This is a genomic window from Halorubrum ezzemoulense DSM 17463, assembly GCF_002114285.1.
Taxonomy (GTDB): Archaea; Halobacteriota; Halobacteria; order Halobacteriales; family Haloferacaceae; genus Halorubrum; species Halorubrum ezzemoulense.
Window position 1 is genome coordinate 40,005 of sequence record NZ_NEDJ01000018.1, and the last position, 12,243, is coordinate 52,247.

Here is a 12,243-nt window from a genome sequence, read left to right on the forward strand (position 1 = left end):
GCGGGGTCGAGAACGCCCATGGCGACGACCGCGACCTCTCGGCTTCCGGACCGACGCGACATCCTCCGCATCGCCGGCGCGGCGGTCGCCGTCAACCTGATCGGCGCGCTCGGCGTCCCCTTCACCACGACACAGAGCGCGTGGTTCTCGGCGCTGGAGCTGCCCGCCTTCTACCCGCCCGGCTGGGCGTTCGGCGTCGTCTGGCCGATCCTGTACGCGCTGTGCGGCGCCGCGGCCGCCCTCGTCTCTCTCGCCGGACGCGACGGTGCGGCGTCGGCGGGCCGCGTTCGGACCGCGCTCGCGCTGTTCGGGATCCAGCTCGTCCTGAACGTCACGTGGTCGCCGGTCTTCTGGGGGCTCGAACGCCCCGACCTCGGGCTCGTCGTCCTCGCCGTCCTCCTCCCCTTGGTCGTCGCGACGGTCTGGGCGTTCGACCGCGTCGACCGGCGCGCGGCGGCGCTTCTCCTCCCCTACCTCGCGTGGGTCTGCTTCGCGACCGCGCTCAATTACGCGATCTGGGCGCTCAACTAGCCGCCGTCACGCGGGCTCCGGTCGAGTTCCGGAGGCCCGCGCTTCAGCCGCTCGGCGACGAATCGGCGCTCCGCTCGACTCAGTTCCCCGTCAGTCTCGCGAAACGCTTCCAGCCCCTCGCGGTACCGCTCTGGCTCTGCGTCCGCAGGCGCCGCCGCCGGTCGCGCCAGCTCCAACTCGGCGATACCCGTCTGCTCCCCCGTGTACGCGAAGCCGCACTTGTGGCACGCCTCGTATGCGAACGGGTTGTTCACGGCGATCTTCACGCGCTCGAAGCCGGCGGCGGACAGGTCAGCGACGGTCTCGCCGATGAGCCGCGGGCCGACCCCCTCGCCGCGCCGCGCGGCGTGGACGGTGACGTAGCGGAGTCGACAGCAGGAGGGGTCGGTGCGGTCCGCGGAGAATGAGACGGCGGCGATCACGTCCTCGTCGAACGCGTCGGGGTTGACCGTTTCCGGCAGCGGTTCGTCGGGCTCCCACTCCGGCGCGGCCGGGCTCCCGTCCGGCGTCCGGATCACCGACTTCCCCGGCCCGCCGACGACGAACTTCCCGGCGTACGCGAAGGCCCGGTAATCGAGCCGCAGGGTGGTCCCCTCGTCCGGGGGACAGACGAGCGCGTACTCCATGGGTCGTCGTACGGCGTCGAGCGGTTAAACACGGTCGGTGGCTCTTTATCCGTCGCCGGGCTCATTCCGCTCATGTACGGACTCGGCGACGTGGGCTTCTTCGACCGGGTAGCGCCGCTGTACGACCTCGCGATGCCGCCGGCGGACGGCGAGGCGCTCGCCGCGGGTCTCGCCCACGCCGAGTGTCCGATCGAGCGCCTCCTCGACGTCGGCGGCGGGTCCGGACGGGCGGCGGCCGCGCTGACCGGTCCCGACATCACGGTCGTCGACGCCTCCGTCGAGATGCTCTCACGGGCGCGGCGCGTCCGCGGACTCTCTGGCCTCGCCGGCGACGCGGGGCGACTCCCGTTCCGGGACGCCAGCGTCGACGCGGTCACGGTCGTCGACGCGTTCCACCACCTGCCCGATCAGGACGCCGCGCTCGCGGAGACAGCCCGCGCGCTCGTGCCCGGCGGCGCGCTCGTCGTCCGGGAGTTCGATCCGGACCACCCGCTCGGACGGCTCCTCGCCGTCGGCGAACGCGCGATCGGGATGGAGTCGCGGTTCCGCGCGCCGGACGACCTCGCGGCCGCGATGGACGACGCCGGCCTCGACCCGCGGATCGTCGATCGCGGGTTCGGCTATACGGTCGCCGGCGTTCGGCGCTGAGTCGCCGCGAACTCGGCGTTCATACTTGACCGCAGAACCGAAGCCGACGCGTCAGTCCTGCGTCCGTCCCTGCGGCTCGGCGCCGCGGGCCGGGTCGGGTGACCCCTCGTCGGCGTGATCGTGGTCGTGATCCGCGTGGTCGTGGGCGTCGTTCGACCCCGTCTCGCCGAGGACTTCGGCGCCCTCCCCGTCGATCATATCCATGTTCTTGAGGTTGTCGCGCTCCTCGAAGTCCTCGACCGCCTCCATCACGTCCGCCTGCGTGATCGTCATCCGGTCCTCCGTGAGCGCGCCGAGGACGGCCTCGCGGAGCACCATCCGGAGGTCGGACCCGGTGAGGCCGGTGGTCCGGTCGGCGACCTCCTCGGGGTCGAAGTCCGCGATCTTCATCTCCTTGGTCACCACGCGGAGGATGTCCGCGCGCATGTCGCGGTCCGGCTTGGGGAAGTTGACGATCTCGTCGAAGCGGCGCCACGCGGCGGCGTCAAGCTGGTCCGGGTGGTTCGTCGCGCCGATGAGGAGGACCTCGTCGCGGACCAGCGACACCTCGTCGATCGACTTCAGCAGGGTGTTCACCGCGCGCTTCAGGGCGGCGTGCTCGTCCGAGCGGCGCGTCTTCGCCACCGAGTCGAACTCGTCGATGAAGAGGATACACGGCGAGAGCCGCTTGGCCACCTCGAAGCTCTTCTCGACGTTCTTCGACGTCTCGCCCAGGTACTGGCTCGTGATCATCGAGAGCTTCACCTCGACGAACGGGAGCCCGAGCTCGTGAGCGAGCGCGCGCGACACGGTGGTCTTTCCGGTGCCGGGCGGGCCGACGAACAGCAGCTTTCCGATCTCGCGGAGGCCGATCTCCGCGAGGTACTCGCGGTGTTCGATCGCCTTGACGATCTTCTGGATCTCGCCCTCCTGGTCGCCGGTCAGGACGAGGTCCGCCAGCGTCGTCTCGATCTCCTCGGGCGCGCGGACGTTGACGAGGTCGAGCATCTCCCCGTCCTCGTCCTCGTCGAAGTACTGCGAGAGCAGCGCGTCGATCCAGACGCGGTCGGCTTGGACCGGCCGCACGTCGTCTCTCGCCGCCTCGCGCGTCACCGGCGCATCGAGGTCGTCCGCGGCCTCCAAGGCGGCGACGAGCGTCGGGTTCCCGGCGATCCGGTCGTCGTCGGCTTGGTCGCGGTACCACTCCAGTCCCATTCCGGGCTGCGTCAGCGATATCTCGCCGGAGAACTCCGTGCGTTGGGTGAAGAGGAGGTCGGAGACCGCGTCCCAAGGTCGCTCGACGCCCGTCGCGGTGCGGGTGGCCTCGTCGGTCGCCTTCAGCGGTCGCTCCACGCCGCCGGGGGCGTCCTCGGCGGCGTCGGCCGACCAGAACACCTGTCGGAACCGCGGGGGCAGGTCGTTCTCGTCGAGGTCGCGGTTCTGCGTGTAGAAGTGCGTCGTCAACACGAACTCGACGACGTCGAGCGCCGGGTCACTCATCCGCGGCTAGTAGCGCCGGGACGCGGTTAAGAGCGTCGAAGCGCCCCCGGGCGGCGGGCGGTAGCATCGGCGGATGGCGGGCCAAAGCGGAACGACCGGCGCGGCGAGGCGACCGTCGTATCGAACCCTTATTAGCCTTGGTCTGCGACGTACCGCGCATGAGTTCCGAAGACGCGGCCGCGCCGGGGGATCCCGCCGGCGACGACGCGACCGGCGAGGCGAGCGACACCGACCACGAGAACGCGCTTCAGGACGTCATCGCCGTCGACCCGGACGACGTCGCGCAGGGCACGGTGAACCGACTCGACGCGCACACCGGCGACGGGATCCGCCACCGCGCGTTCACCTGCCTGGTCTTCGACCGGGACGGCCGGATCCTGCTGGCCCAGCGCGCGCCGAACAAGCGCCTCTGGGACGGCCACTGGGACGGCACGGTCGCCTCCCACCCCGTCGAGGGACAATCTCAGGAGGACGCTACCGAGCAGCGCCTCGAAGAGGAGCTGGGCATCTCGCCCGACCAGTACGACGACCTCCGGGTGACGGACAAGTTCGAGTACAAGCGCTACTACCCGAACGAGGGCGTCGAGTGGGAGGTGTGTGCGGTGCTGAAGGTGACCCTCGACGACACCGCCTTGGACCCGGACGACGACGAGATCGGCGGGATGCTGTGGGCCGACTACGACCACCTCCACGAGAACCCCGAGCTGTACCGGCAGCTCCGCCTCTGCCCGTGGTTCGAGATCGCGATGCGCCGCGACTTCTCTTGACCGACCGCCGCATCTCCCAGATCGGTCCGCGCGTCCGGGCTCCCCTTCCTCGGACCGAAACGGCGACTTGAAGGCGCTCCCGCGCCGCGATCCCGTATGACCGTCGTCGTCCTGCTGGCGAATCCGCCCCGCGAGGGGCTCGTCGGAACCGCGATCGCCGAGTCGACGCCGCTGTCCGCCGCCGAGGCGGCTGACCTCTACGAGGCGCAATTCCGTGACGCCGTCCTCGCGGTCGACCGCTCCGGCGGCGAGCTCCTCGTCAACTATCCCGACGACGAGGACCTCCCCGCCGAGCACCGGACGGAGACGAGTCCGGAGGCGGAGCTGCGGACGCTCGTCGCGGACACCCTCGGCGGCACCGACGAGGTCCGCTTCGAGCGGCAGGTCGGTTCGTCGTTCGGCGCGCGCGCCGGCAACACCGTCACCCACCTTTTGCGCGAGGAGGGCGCCGACTCCGTCGCGGTCGTCACCCCGACCGCGCCGTTGCTCTCGCGGACGAGCGTCGACTCCGCGGCGATGAAGCTCCGGACGACCGAAGTGGTCCTCGGGCCCTCGACGGACGGCCGGGCGTACTACGCCGGGTTCACGGAACCGATCGACTTCGACGGCGCTTTCGAGGCGCCCGCGCTGCCGACGCTCGCGGAGCGCGGCCGCGACGCCGACCGCTCCGTGGACTTCGTCGAGCCGTCCCCCTCGCTGGAGACCGGGGCGGACCTCCTCGACGTGGTCCCGATGCTCCGGGCGCGGTTCGCCGCGGAGCGCGTCGTGCCGGACTACACGGCCGCGTTCGTCCACGAGAAGGGGTTGGACGTGGTCGTCGAGGACGGCGAGCAACGATTGGTTCGGGACTGAGCGTCTCGTGCGCGGCGGCGGGGCCCGGTGCGTCGGATCCGACACCACTTAGTCGTCCGACGCCGAGCAGTCACGTGTGGTGGGATGGCAGAGTGGCCCATTGCGCCTGCCTTGAAAGCAGGTAGCCTCACGGCTTCCTGGGTTCGAATCCCAGTCCCACCGTAGGTGCGCGGCGCATCTCGCGCCGCGCGCGTCTCGTGCGGGATTCGAAGCCTGTGAGTCGCAGCGCCAGAGCGGAGGGAGGGTGACCGTCTCACATCGGTTCGAATCCCAGTCCCACCGTAGGCGCGCGGCGCAGCTCGCGCTGCGCGCGTTTCGTGCGGGATTGAATCAGTGAGCGACCGCGAAACAGAATTCAGTTACTCGTTTCTCTCGACAGCCGATTCGGATCGGTCTCTCGTCTCGCGCTTTCGACCGCCGGAACCGCAATCACATCGCTGCTGGCCTGAAACGCCCGGTAACACTCACGTCCGGTGACGCGTGGTACCACGTGCCGCATTATCTTTAACAGGTTTCCGGCACATGTTCGTGATAGGTGATACAAGCATGAGTTACGAACTCGATCCGCTGCCGTACGATTACGACGCGCTGGAACCGCACATCTCCGAACAGGTGCTCGAATGGCACCATGACACCCACCACCAGGGGTACGTCAACGGCTGGAACTCCGCCGAGGAGACGCTCGAGGCCAACCGCGAGGACCACGACTTCTCCTCGTCGGCCGGGGCCATCCGCGACGTGACCCACAACTCGTCGGGCCACATCCTCCACGACCTGTTCTGGCAGAACATGTCGCCGGAGGGCGGCGACGAGCCCGAAGGAGACCTCGCCGACCGTATCGAGGAGGACTTCGGCTCGTACGAGGCCTGGAAGGGCGAGTTCGAAGCCGCCGCGGGCAGCGCGAGCGGCTGGGCCCTGCTGGTGTACGACACGTTCTCGAATCAGCTTCGCAACGTCGTGGTCGACAACCACGACGAGGGCGCGGTCTGGGGCGGTCACCCGATCCTCGCGCTCGACGTCTGGGAGCACTCCTACTACCACGACTACGGCCCGGCTCGCGGCGAGTTCGTCGACAACTTCTTCGAGGTCGTCGACTGGGACGAGCCGTCCACCCGCTACGAGCAGGCCGTCGAGCTGTTCGAGTAAGCGCGTCTCCGGACGCGTTACGCGCGTCGAGATCCGCATTTTTTCGCAGCGTGTTGCCCGGTGAGCGACGGGTTCGCGTAGGCGGTGTGAGTCATGACTGGTCGCCGGCGAAGCGATGACGAACGCCTCCGAAGCCCCAGCCGCGCTCGACTCCCACAGCTTCGCCGCGCTCCGCGGTCGTCCGCCGTGCTCACTCCCTGCGGTGCTTGCGTCGCTGGGATTCGGCGAGCGCGGCTGCCCGTTTGAGCCCCGTCCCGCACGGCACCGCACCTCTCACCGCCCCAGCCTCGTCGGCCTCCCTCCAGTCGGCCGACTCCCTCGCACGCGCTCCTCGCGGCCGCCTCCGGCGGCCACTCGAAGGCGCGCGCCACCCCACGGAATGAGGTTCGAACCGTATCGGCAGCGTTTACGGACGCCGTCGCGTACGCTCGCGCATGCCCGAACCGAAGTCGGCGTTCGACGCCACCTACCCGTGCGACTTCTACGAGCCCGCGGAGCTGTTCGAGCCGGACCAGATGTACACGATCCCGGAGATCGGTCGCCTGCTTCAGGGGTTAGAACCGGACGCCGAGGTCGACCCCGACACCGAGGCCGTGCTGGTCGACTGGGCCGTCCCGTGGGTGATGGTCCACGCCGACGACATGGTCGTCGCCGAGCCCCTGACCGAGGACGGCCCGGGATACTACGGGCTCGCCACGGACGAGGACCACAGCGGGGCGTCCGACACCGACGCCGAGTCGGACGCTGACTCCGACGAACTCGACGAGTCGGCGTGACCGGGGACCGATCCGACCCGCCGACGTACCTCGTCGCCGGCGGCGCGCGCGTCGACGCCGGCAAGACCACCTTCTCGGCGGGGCTGGTCGCCCACCTCGCCGACCGCGCGGGCGACGCGGTCGGCGTCAAGCCCCGGGCCGGCAACGACCTCTGGTTCGACCACGACGACTATTTGATCGCGACCGACGCGGCCCGACTCTACGGGAAGGACGCCCGCACCCTCGCGGCCGCGAACACCCGCGCGCTCGCGGCGGCCGACGACGGTTCCCCGTCGCCCTCGGCGGTCACGCCGGAATCGATCAACCCCGTCCACCGGCTCTGGCGACCGACGCCGGGACGGACGGGCATGCTCGGCGACGCAGAGCGCACGTTCCTCTGCGACCGCGTCACCACCGCGTCCGGCACGCGCTTCGTCGTCAACGGCGCGGCCGAGGAGGCGGGGCTGCTCCCCGACGCGCTGACCGACCGCCTCCCCCTCGCGGAGGCGACTCGCGTGCGCGACGTACCGGCGTTCAACGAGGTGATGGCCGAGGCGCACCTCCCCGCGATCGAGCGGCTCGCGGACCGCGTCGCGCGGACGCCGGTCCCGGTCGTCGTCGAGTCGTACGCCGACGTGGCCGGGACCCTTCCCCGCGACGGGCCGGTCGCGCCCGACGCGGTCGCCGTCGTCGACCCCGGCCGCGCGCGGCTATACGCCGGCGACCGCTACGCGAAGGCCCGCGCGGTCGCCGCCGGGAGCCCGCGGGAGGGGACCCGCGAGGAGCACGTCGACGCGGTGACGGAGATGATCGAGCCGCTCGCGACCGTCTCGCTGCCGGCGCTGTCCGGCGACGTCCGCGGCGATCCCGACCGGATCGCGGCGGCGTACGAGCCGGCGTACGCGACGCTCACGGATTCGGTCGAGAACTGAAGGAGCGACGGAGCGTCGCGTGCGGCCCGGGCTCAGGCGTTCCGCTTCGTGTAGTGTTCCAGCGCGGACTCGATCGACGAGAGGTCGGCGGTCACGCGGCTGTCGGCGACGCGCATGAAGCCGGGCGTGTACGACGACGAGTAGTCGAAGATCCGGTTGACTGCGCGCTTGGGCGCGGCGACGGCGCCGAAGTCGGTGACCGTGTACACCCGCGTGGTGGGGAAGGCGGTCCAGAAGGTCCCGCTCACCCAGCGGTCCTCGTCCGCGAACGCCTCGCCGACGCGGCCGGTCGCGACGTACTCGTCGTCCGCGTAGAACAGCAGGAGGTCGCCCGACGCCATCTTCTCGAACGTCGACCCGTTGCCGCTGTCGTCGTCGACGGCCCACAGGCGCGTCTCGTCGAGGTCGGCGAGGGGTTCGGGGCGATCGGGGTAGTCGGTGAGATCGACCGGGGACCGGACGGTCCGGTCGAAGTTCTCCGGGTCGATCGGGACCAGGAAGACGTTCTCGCTCATTACCCGTCGTTTCGCCGGGAGGGGTTTAAACCCGTTTGTTGATGTGTCAGGTCAGGACGGGTGCGGTCACTCGCCGTCGGCGGCGTACAGGCGGTCCATCCGCGCCGCCATCACGAAGTCGGCGCGGGTGAGGCCGCCGACCTCGTGGCTCCACATCTCGATCCCGACCTCGCCCCACGACAGCGAGATGTCCGGGTGGTGCCACTCCGCCTCGGCGAGCTCGCCCACGTCGTTCGTGAACGCGAGCGCCGTCTCGAAGTCGGGGAACTCGTAGCTCGCCTCCAGGTGGTGGTCGTTGACGACCTCCCACGCGTCGCCCAGTTCGTCGAGGTGGTCGGCGCACTCGTCTCCGTCGAGCGGCTCCGCGTCGTCGCCGGCCGGTTCGACCGGCTCGTCCGCGAGCGGTGAGGACATACCCCACGTTAGGCGACGAACGGTTTGTACCTTCCGCGGTCGACCCCGGAGGACGACGGGCGACCGAAAAGCGCGGACCGAGGCCTTACCGGAGCCGCGAGATCGCCTCGCGTACCGCGCGCCGCAGCCGGCCGAGGCGCCCCCTCCCGCGCTCGTCGTCAGTGGCGCCCCCGTCCGCGCCGGTCGCGCTCGGGTCAGAGAGCTCCCAGCCGGCCTTTTCGGCGGCCTCGTCGACGCGCAAGAACTCGTAGCCCGTCTCGGTGGCGACGCGCTCGTCCGCGCGGGTCGTGCCGACGAACACGCACCGCGGGGCGGCGCTCTGCTCGCGGATGTCCGCGAGGGTCCCCCACTTGTCCCACTTCGTGAGCGCGTAGTCGTTGTCAATCCCGTAGTCGCCCGCGAACTGCGCGGCCCGGTCCGCCTCGTTCGCGACGATGCCGACGTGGCGGCTCCACTGGCGCGCGTCGGCGAACGCCGCGGCCGGGTCGGCGAGCGACCGCGCGGCGCCGAGCGAGAAGACGAGCGTCACGTCGCTGTCGCCGGTCGTCGTCGCGTCGATTCCCATCTCGACCGGATCCAGGTGGCCGGCGGCCTAAACGCTGTGGGGAGGCTTTTGTCCGAGGCCCTCCTCGTCTCCGAGAATGGAGTTCGAATCCACCTTCGACACCGCTGCGCCGCTGCTCGGCATGGTCCACCTCCCGCCGCTTCCCGGTGCCCCGAACGCGCCCGACGACGGCCGCGAGGCGATGCGCGCGGCGGTCGACCGGGCCGCGAGCGACGCGCGCGCGCTCGACAGCGGCGGCGTCGATGGGATCGTGATCGAGAACTTCGGCGACGCCCCCTTCTACCCCGACGAAGTCCCGCCGCACGTCGTCGCCGGCGTGACCCGCGCCGCGACCGCGGTCGCCGCCGAGACGGACCTCCCGCTCGGGGTCAACGTCCTCCGGAACGACGCCGAGGCCGCCCTCTCGGTCGCCGCCGCGGTCGGCGCCGACTTCGTCCGGGTGAACGTCCACACCGGCGCCCGCGTCACCGACCAGGGGATCGTCCAGGGGCGCGCCCACGAGACGCTCCGCCTGCGCGACCGCCTCGGCGTCGACATCGGCGTCTTCGCCGACACCGACGTGAAACACTCCGCCCCGCTGACGCCCGCGGGGTACACGGCCGAGTCGTTCGCCGACACCGCCGAGCGCGGCCTCGCCGACGCCGTGATCGCCTCCGGGCCGGGGACCGGCGAGGCGGTCGATACCGACGCCCTCGGGTCGGTCGTCGCCGAGCGCGAGCACCACGGCCTCGACACGCCCGTCCTCGTCGGCAGCGGCGTCACGCCGGAGACGGTCGCCGACCTGCTCGACGTCGCCGACGGCGCGATCGTCGGCACCGCGCTGAAACGGGGCGGCGAGACGACCGCCCCGGTCGACGCCGACCGCGTCGCGGACCTCGTCGACGCCGCCGACGCGGTTCGGTGAGCGGGGCGCGGTGATCGGGGGGAGGGTCCCCTACCGGCCGACGTCGACGCCGCGGTCCGCGAGGAACGCCTCGACCTCGCTCCGCGTCGGGAGCCCGGGCTGCGTGAACCGGCTCGTACAGTTGATCGCGGCGATCGCGGCCGCGAACCGGACGCCGCCAGCGACGCCGTCACGGTCGGCGGACGGCCCCGCGGGGGCTCCAGCGATCCACCGGTCGATCAGCCCGGCGGTGAACGCGTCGCCGGCGCCGGTCGCGTCGACCGTCTCGACGTCGAACGCGTCGAACTCGGACACCTCGCCGCCCGCGATCGCCGTCATCCCGTCGGCGCCGTGCGTGAGGACGGCGCGGGGCCACGTCGGGCCACCCCGCGACCGCGACTCGGGCCCGGGTGAGGGCGCCGACTCGGCCGCTCGGGTATGCGCGCTCGCGACCCGCTTGACCGCGGCGTCCGCCGACCCGAAGAACGCTGGCGCGGCGACGCCGTCCGCGACGAACAGGTCGGCCTCATGGAGAAACCGGTGGACCGTCGCCGGCTCCGTGCCGCGCCCGACTAGCTCCTCGACGGATCCCGAGAGGTCGAAGACGAGCGCGGGTGGGTCGCTCCCTGACTCGCCTGATTCGGCGGCTTCGCGGAGCGACCGAACCCGGTCGAGGGCCCGCCGCGCCACGCTGTCAGGCGTGTAGGCGGTGAGGAAGACCGCGTCGGCGTCGGCCATCGCGGCGAGCGCGTCGCCGTCGAGGCGGAGCCCGCGGAAGCTCTCGCCGGCGGTGACGATGGCGCGCTCCCCATCCGGGTCGCGGAGGATCAAGGACCGGGTGTGGGCGTCGTCGCCGACCGCGACGTGCGTCCCGTCCACGCCCGTCTCGCCGAGGTACTCCAGGGCTCTCCGGCCGTACTCGTCGTCGCCGACGCGGCTGACGAGCCCCGCGTCGCGGCCGAGGCGGTCGAGCGCGACCGCGACGTTCGCGCCCACGCCGCCGAACGCGGACGTGACCTCCCGGGCGAACGCGCCGCCGTCCGGCTCCGGGAGGTTGCTGACCGCGTACCACTCGTCTATCGCGGCGGCCCCGACGCAGAGGACGGCCGGCGAACCACCGCTTCCGCCGTCGCTCGCATCTGACTCCGCCGTCACGACTCGCCGAAGAAGGGGCGGTGAACGGCCATCGCGGCGTCGACGGCGATCGGTCCCTCGACGCTCGTCTCCCCGCCGCCGCGCCGGACCACTTCCTCGCAGGGGATTGGCACCACGCCGCCGGAGAGCTCGCCGAGCGTCTCGCCGTCGACGCCGAAGACGACCCGGTCGATCCCCGCGTAGTGGATCGCGGTCGAACACATCGGGCACGGCTCCGTGCTGGCGTACATGGTACAGTCCGCGAGCTCGTCGGCGTCGAGCTCCCGCGCGGCCCACCGCGCGAGCGTCAGCTCCGGGTGCGCCGTCACGTCGTCCTCGGTCCGCGTCTCGTTGCGCGCCTCGCTGACGACCTCGCCGTCGACCACGAGCAGGGCGCCGAACGGGGTGTTTCCGGCCTCGACCGCCTCCTTGGCGAGCCGGATCGTTCGCTCCACGTACTCCCGGTCGGTCGGGTCGTCCGGCAGGTCGTCGAGGTCACGGAACTCACTGGGATCGCCGGCGTCGTCCGCGTCGGTCATACGTCCCCGTTCGCCTCCGGGAACCTAACGGTTGGTACCGCCGGCTGCGTGCGGTCGTCGTCCGGCGAGCTCGGTTCCCCGTCGAGGCGTCTCGGTCCGCGTCGCCTCCGTCGCCGACGCGCGTCGGGGTCACGCTCGGCGTTCGCGTCGGACGCTCCGCCACGCTCTTGACCGCCACGAGCGAAGCAAGAGTAATGCTGGACAGGCTGCGAGCGAAACTCGGCGCCGCTCGCCGACGGGCACGTCGGATCGAACGCCGGGAGTTCGCGGAACTCCGGCAGTGGGCCGAGGACACGAGCAATCTGCTCCACCTGACGACGCTGTTGCTCGTGCCGATGCTCATCGCGCTCGTCACTCAGATAACGAACCTGACCGACCTCTCGTTTCTCCTCTTCCCGCCGCTGGCGTCGGGAGCCTACACGCTCTTCTCCGACCCGCAGGGACAGTACTCCCTGTC

Annotated in this window: 15 protein-coding genes, 1 tRNA gene and 1 pseudogene; 10 read left to right on the forward strand and 7 right to left on the reverse strand. The window is 71.2% G+C overall.

The genetic code is table 11. The features are described 5' to 3' along the window. Window positions 1–18 precede the first annotated feature (18 nt). A complete protein-coding gene (locus B9H04_RS07195; RefSeq protein ID WP_049929786.1) occupies window positions 19–531 on the forward strand; it encodes a TspO/MBR family protein in 513 nt (170 codons plus the stop codon). Here the strand turns inward: B9H04_RS07195 and B9H04_RS07200 are convergent. Continuing rightward, window positions 528–1,157 carry a GNAT family N-acetyltransferase gene (locus tag B9H04_RS07200; protein ID WP_049929784.1) on the reverse strand — a complete coding sequence of 210 codons (630 nt, stop codon included), beginning with the start codon at window positions 1,155–1,157 and terminating at the stop codon, window positions 528–530. The two genes, B9H04_RS07195 and B9H04_RS07200, sit on opposite strands and share 4 nt — an antisense overlap. Before the next feature lie 72 nt (window positions 1,158–1,229). On the opposite strand from B9H04_RS07200, the gene B9H04_RS07205 reads away from it, so the two are divergent. Further along, on the forward strand, window positions 1,230–1,805 hold the full coding sequence (locus B9H04_RS07205) for a class I SAM-dependent methyltransferase (RefSeq protein ID WP_049929783.1): 576 nt from the start codon (window positions 1,230–1,232) through the stop codon (window positions 1,803–1,805). A gap of 51 nt (window positions 1,806–1,856) precedes the next feature. Here the strand turns inward: B9H04_RS07205 and B9H04_RS07210 are convergent, their stop codons facing one another. Then, window positions 1,857–3,284 carry an ATP-binding protein gene (locus B9H04_RS07210; RefSeq protein ID WP_049929781.1) on the reverse strand — a complete coding sequence of 476 codons (1,428 nt, stop codon included), beginning with the start codon at window positions 3,282–3,284 and terminating at the stop codon, window positions 1,857–1,859. Between the two features lie 158 nt (window positions 3,285–3,442). Here B9H04_RS07210 and idi point away from each other — a divergent pair, with 158 nt between their 5' ends. From idi to B9H04_RS07240, 6 genes are all read left to right on the forward strand, one after another. Beyond that, window positions 3,443–4,051, forward strand: coding sequence for an isopentenyl-diphosphate Delta-isomerase (gene idi, locus B9H04_RS07215; RefSeq protein WP_049929779.1), 609 nt, complete (start codon window positions 3,443–3,445; stop codon window positions 4,049–4,051). A gap of 96 nt (window positions 4,052–4,147) precedes the next feature. Beyond that, window positions 4,148–4,903, forward strand: a complete 756-nt coding sequence (locus B9H04_RS07220; protein WP_049929778.1) for a DUF2064 domain-containing protein — start codon at window positions 4,148–4,150, stop codon at window positions 4,901–4,903. A 78-nt stretch (window positions 4,904–4,981) separates the two neighbouring features. Beyond that, window positions 4,982–5,065, forward strand: a tRNA-Ser gene (locus tag B9H04_RS07225). A 384-nt stretch (window positions 5,066–5,449) separates the two neighbouring features. Further along, window positions 5,450–6,049, forward strand: a complete 600-nt coding sequence (gene sod / locus B9H04_RS07230) for a superoxide dismutase (RefSeq protein WP_049929776.1) — start codon at window positions 5,450–5,452, stop codon at window positions 6,047–6,049. 434 nt (window positions 6,050–6,483) lie between these two features. Continuing rightward, window positions 6,484–6,825 carry a DUF5827 family protein gene (locus B9H04_RS07235; RefSeq protein ID WP_049929775.1) on the forward strand — a complete coding sequence of 114 codons (342 nt, stop codon included), beginning with the start codon at window positions 6,484–6,486 and terminating at the stop codon, window positions 6,823–6,825. After that, window positions 6,822–7,736, forward strand: a complete 915-nt coding sequence (locus B9H04_RS07240) for an ATPase (RefSeq protein WP_049929773.1) — start codon at window positions 6,822–6,824, stop codon at window positions 7,734–7,736. Before B9H04_RS07235 ends, B9H04_RS07240 begins: the two co-directional genes overlap by 4 nt. Window positions 7,737–7,768: 32 nt before the next feature. Here the strand turns inward: B9H04_RS07240 and B9H04_RS07245 are convergent, their stop codons facing one another. From B9H04_RS07245 to B9H04_RS07255, 3 genes are all read right to left on the reverse strand, one after another. Continuing rightward, complete coding sequence (locus B9H04_RS07245; protein ID WP_049929771.1) at window positions 7,769–8,251, reverse strand: hypothetical protein; 483 nt, start codon at window positions 8,249–8,251, stop codon at window positions 7,769–7,771. Between the two features lie 66 nt (window positions 8,252–8,317). Continuing rightward, window positions 8,318–8,665, reverse strand: coding sequence for a 4a-hydroxytetrahydrobiopterin dehydratase (locus tag B9H04_RS07250; RefSeq protein WP_049929769.1), 348 nt, complete (start codon window positions 8,663–8,665; stop codon window positions 8,318–8,320). A gap of 85 nt (window positions 8,666–8,750) precedes the next feature. After that, entirely contained in the window at window positions 8,751–9,230 is a 480-nt protein-coding gene (locus tag B9H04_RS07255; RefSeq protein ID WP_049929767.1) for a DUF7124 domain-containing protein, read from the reverse strand. A gap of 76 nt (window positions 9,231–9,306) precedes the next feature. Here B9H04_RS07255 and B9H04_RS07260 point away from each other — a divergent pair, with 76 nt between their 5' ends. Next, window positions 9,307–10,134, forward strand: coding sequence for a BtpA/SgcQ family protein (locus B9H04_RS07260; protein WP_049929766.1), 828 nt, complete (start codon window positions 9,307–9,309; stop codon window positions 10,132–10,134). 30 nt (window positions 10,135–10,164) lie between these two features. Here the strand turns inward: B9H04_RS07260 and B9H04_RS07265 are convergent, their stop codons facing one another. Then, complete coding sequence (locus tag B9H04_RS07265) at window positions 10,165–11,268, reverse strand: carbohydrate kinase family protein (protein ID WP_049929765.1); 1,104 nt, start codon at window positions 11,266–11,268, stop codon at window positions 10,165–10,167. Further along, window positions 11,265–11,786 carry a nucleoside deaminase gene (locus B9H04_RS07270; RefSeq protein WP_049929764.1) on the reverse strand — a complete coding sequence of 174 codons (522 nt, stop codon included), beginning with the start codon at window positions 11,784–11,786 and terminating at the stop codon, window positions 11,265–11,267. The genes B9H04_RS07265 and B9H04_RS07270 overlap by 4 nt, the downstream gene beginning before the upstream one ends. A gap of 194 nt (window positions 11,787–11,980) precedes the next feature. On the opposite strand from B9H04_RS07270, the pseudogene B9H04_RS07275 reads away from it, so the two are divergent. Beyond that, window positions 11,981–12,243, forward strand: a pseudogene (locus tag B9H04_RS07275) (HPP family protein); the annotation flags it as partial.

What these genes read in the sequence shown, in the direction of transcription:
- B9H04_RS07235 (WP_049929775.1), top strand. Translation starts at nt 6,484, where the DNA reads ATGCCCGAACCGAAGTCGGCGTTCGACGCCACCTACCCGTGCGACTTC.
- B9H04_RS07195 (WP_049929786.1), top strand. Translation starts at nt 19, where the DNA reads ATGGCGACGACCGCGACCTCTCGGCTTCCGGACCGACGCGACATCCTC.
- B9H04_RS07205 (WP_049929783.1), top strand. Translation starts at nt 1,230, where the DNA reads ATGTACGGACTCGGCGACGTGGGCTTCTTCGACCGGGTAGCGCCGCTG.
- B9H04_RS07210 (WP_049929781.1), bottom strand. Translation starts at nt 3,284, where the DNA reads ATGAGTGACCCGGCGCTCGACGTCGTCGAGTTCGTGTTGACGACGCAC.
- B9H04_RS07245 (WP_049929771.1), bottom strand. Translation starts at nt 8,251, where the DNA reads ATGAGCGAGAACGTCTTCCTGGTCCCGATCGACCCGGAGAACTTCGAC.
- sod (WP_049929776.1), top strand. Translation starts at nt 5,450, where the DNA reads ATGAGTTACGAACTCGATCCGCTGCCGTACGATTACGACGCGCTGGAA.
- B9H04_RS07220 (WP_049929778.1), top strand. Translation starts at nt 4,148, where the DNA reads ATGACCGTCGTCGTCCTGCTGGCGAATCCGCCCCGCGAGGGGCTCGTC.
- B9H04_RS07200 (WP_049929784.1), bottom strand. Translation starts at nt 1,157, where the DNA reads ATGGAGTACGCGCTCGTCTGTCCCCCGGACGAGGGGACCACCCTGCGG.
- B9H04_RS07270 (WP_049929764.1), bottom strand. Translation starts at nt 11,786, where the DNA reads ATGACCGACGCGGACGACGCCGGCGATCCCAGTGAGTTCCGTGACCTC.
- B9H04_RS07250 (WP_049929769.1), bottom strand. Translation starts at nt 8,665, where the DNA reads ATGTCCTCACCGCTCGCGGACGAGCCGGTCGAACCGGCCGGCGACGAC.
- B9H04_RS07255 (WP_049929767.1), bottom strand. Translation starts at nt 9,230, where the DNA reads ATGGGAATCGACGCGACGACGACCGGCGACAGCGACGTGACGCTCGTC.
- B9H04_RS07260 (WP_049929766.1), top strand. Translation starts at nt 9,307, where the DNA reads ATGGAGTTCGAATCCACCTTCGACACCGCTGCGCCGCTGCTCGGCATG.
- idi (WP_049929779.1), top strand. Translation starts at nt 3,443, where the DNA reads ATGAGTTCCGAAGACGCGGCCGCGCCGGGGGATCCCGCCGGCGACGAC.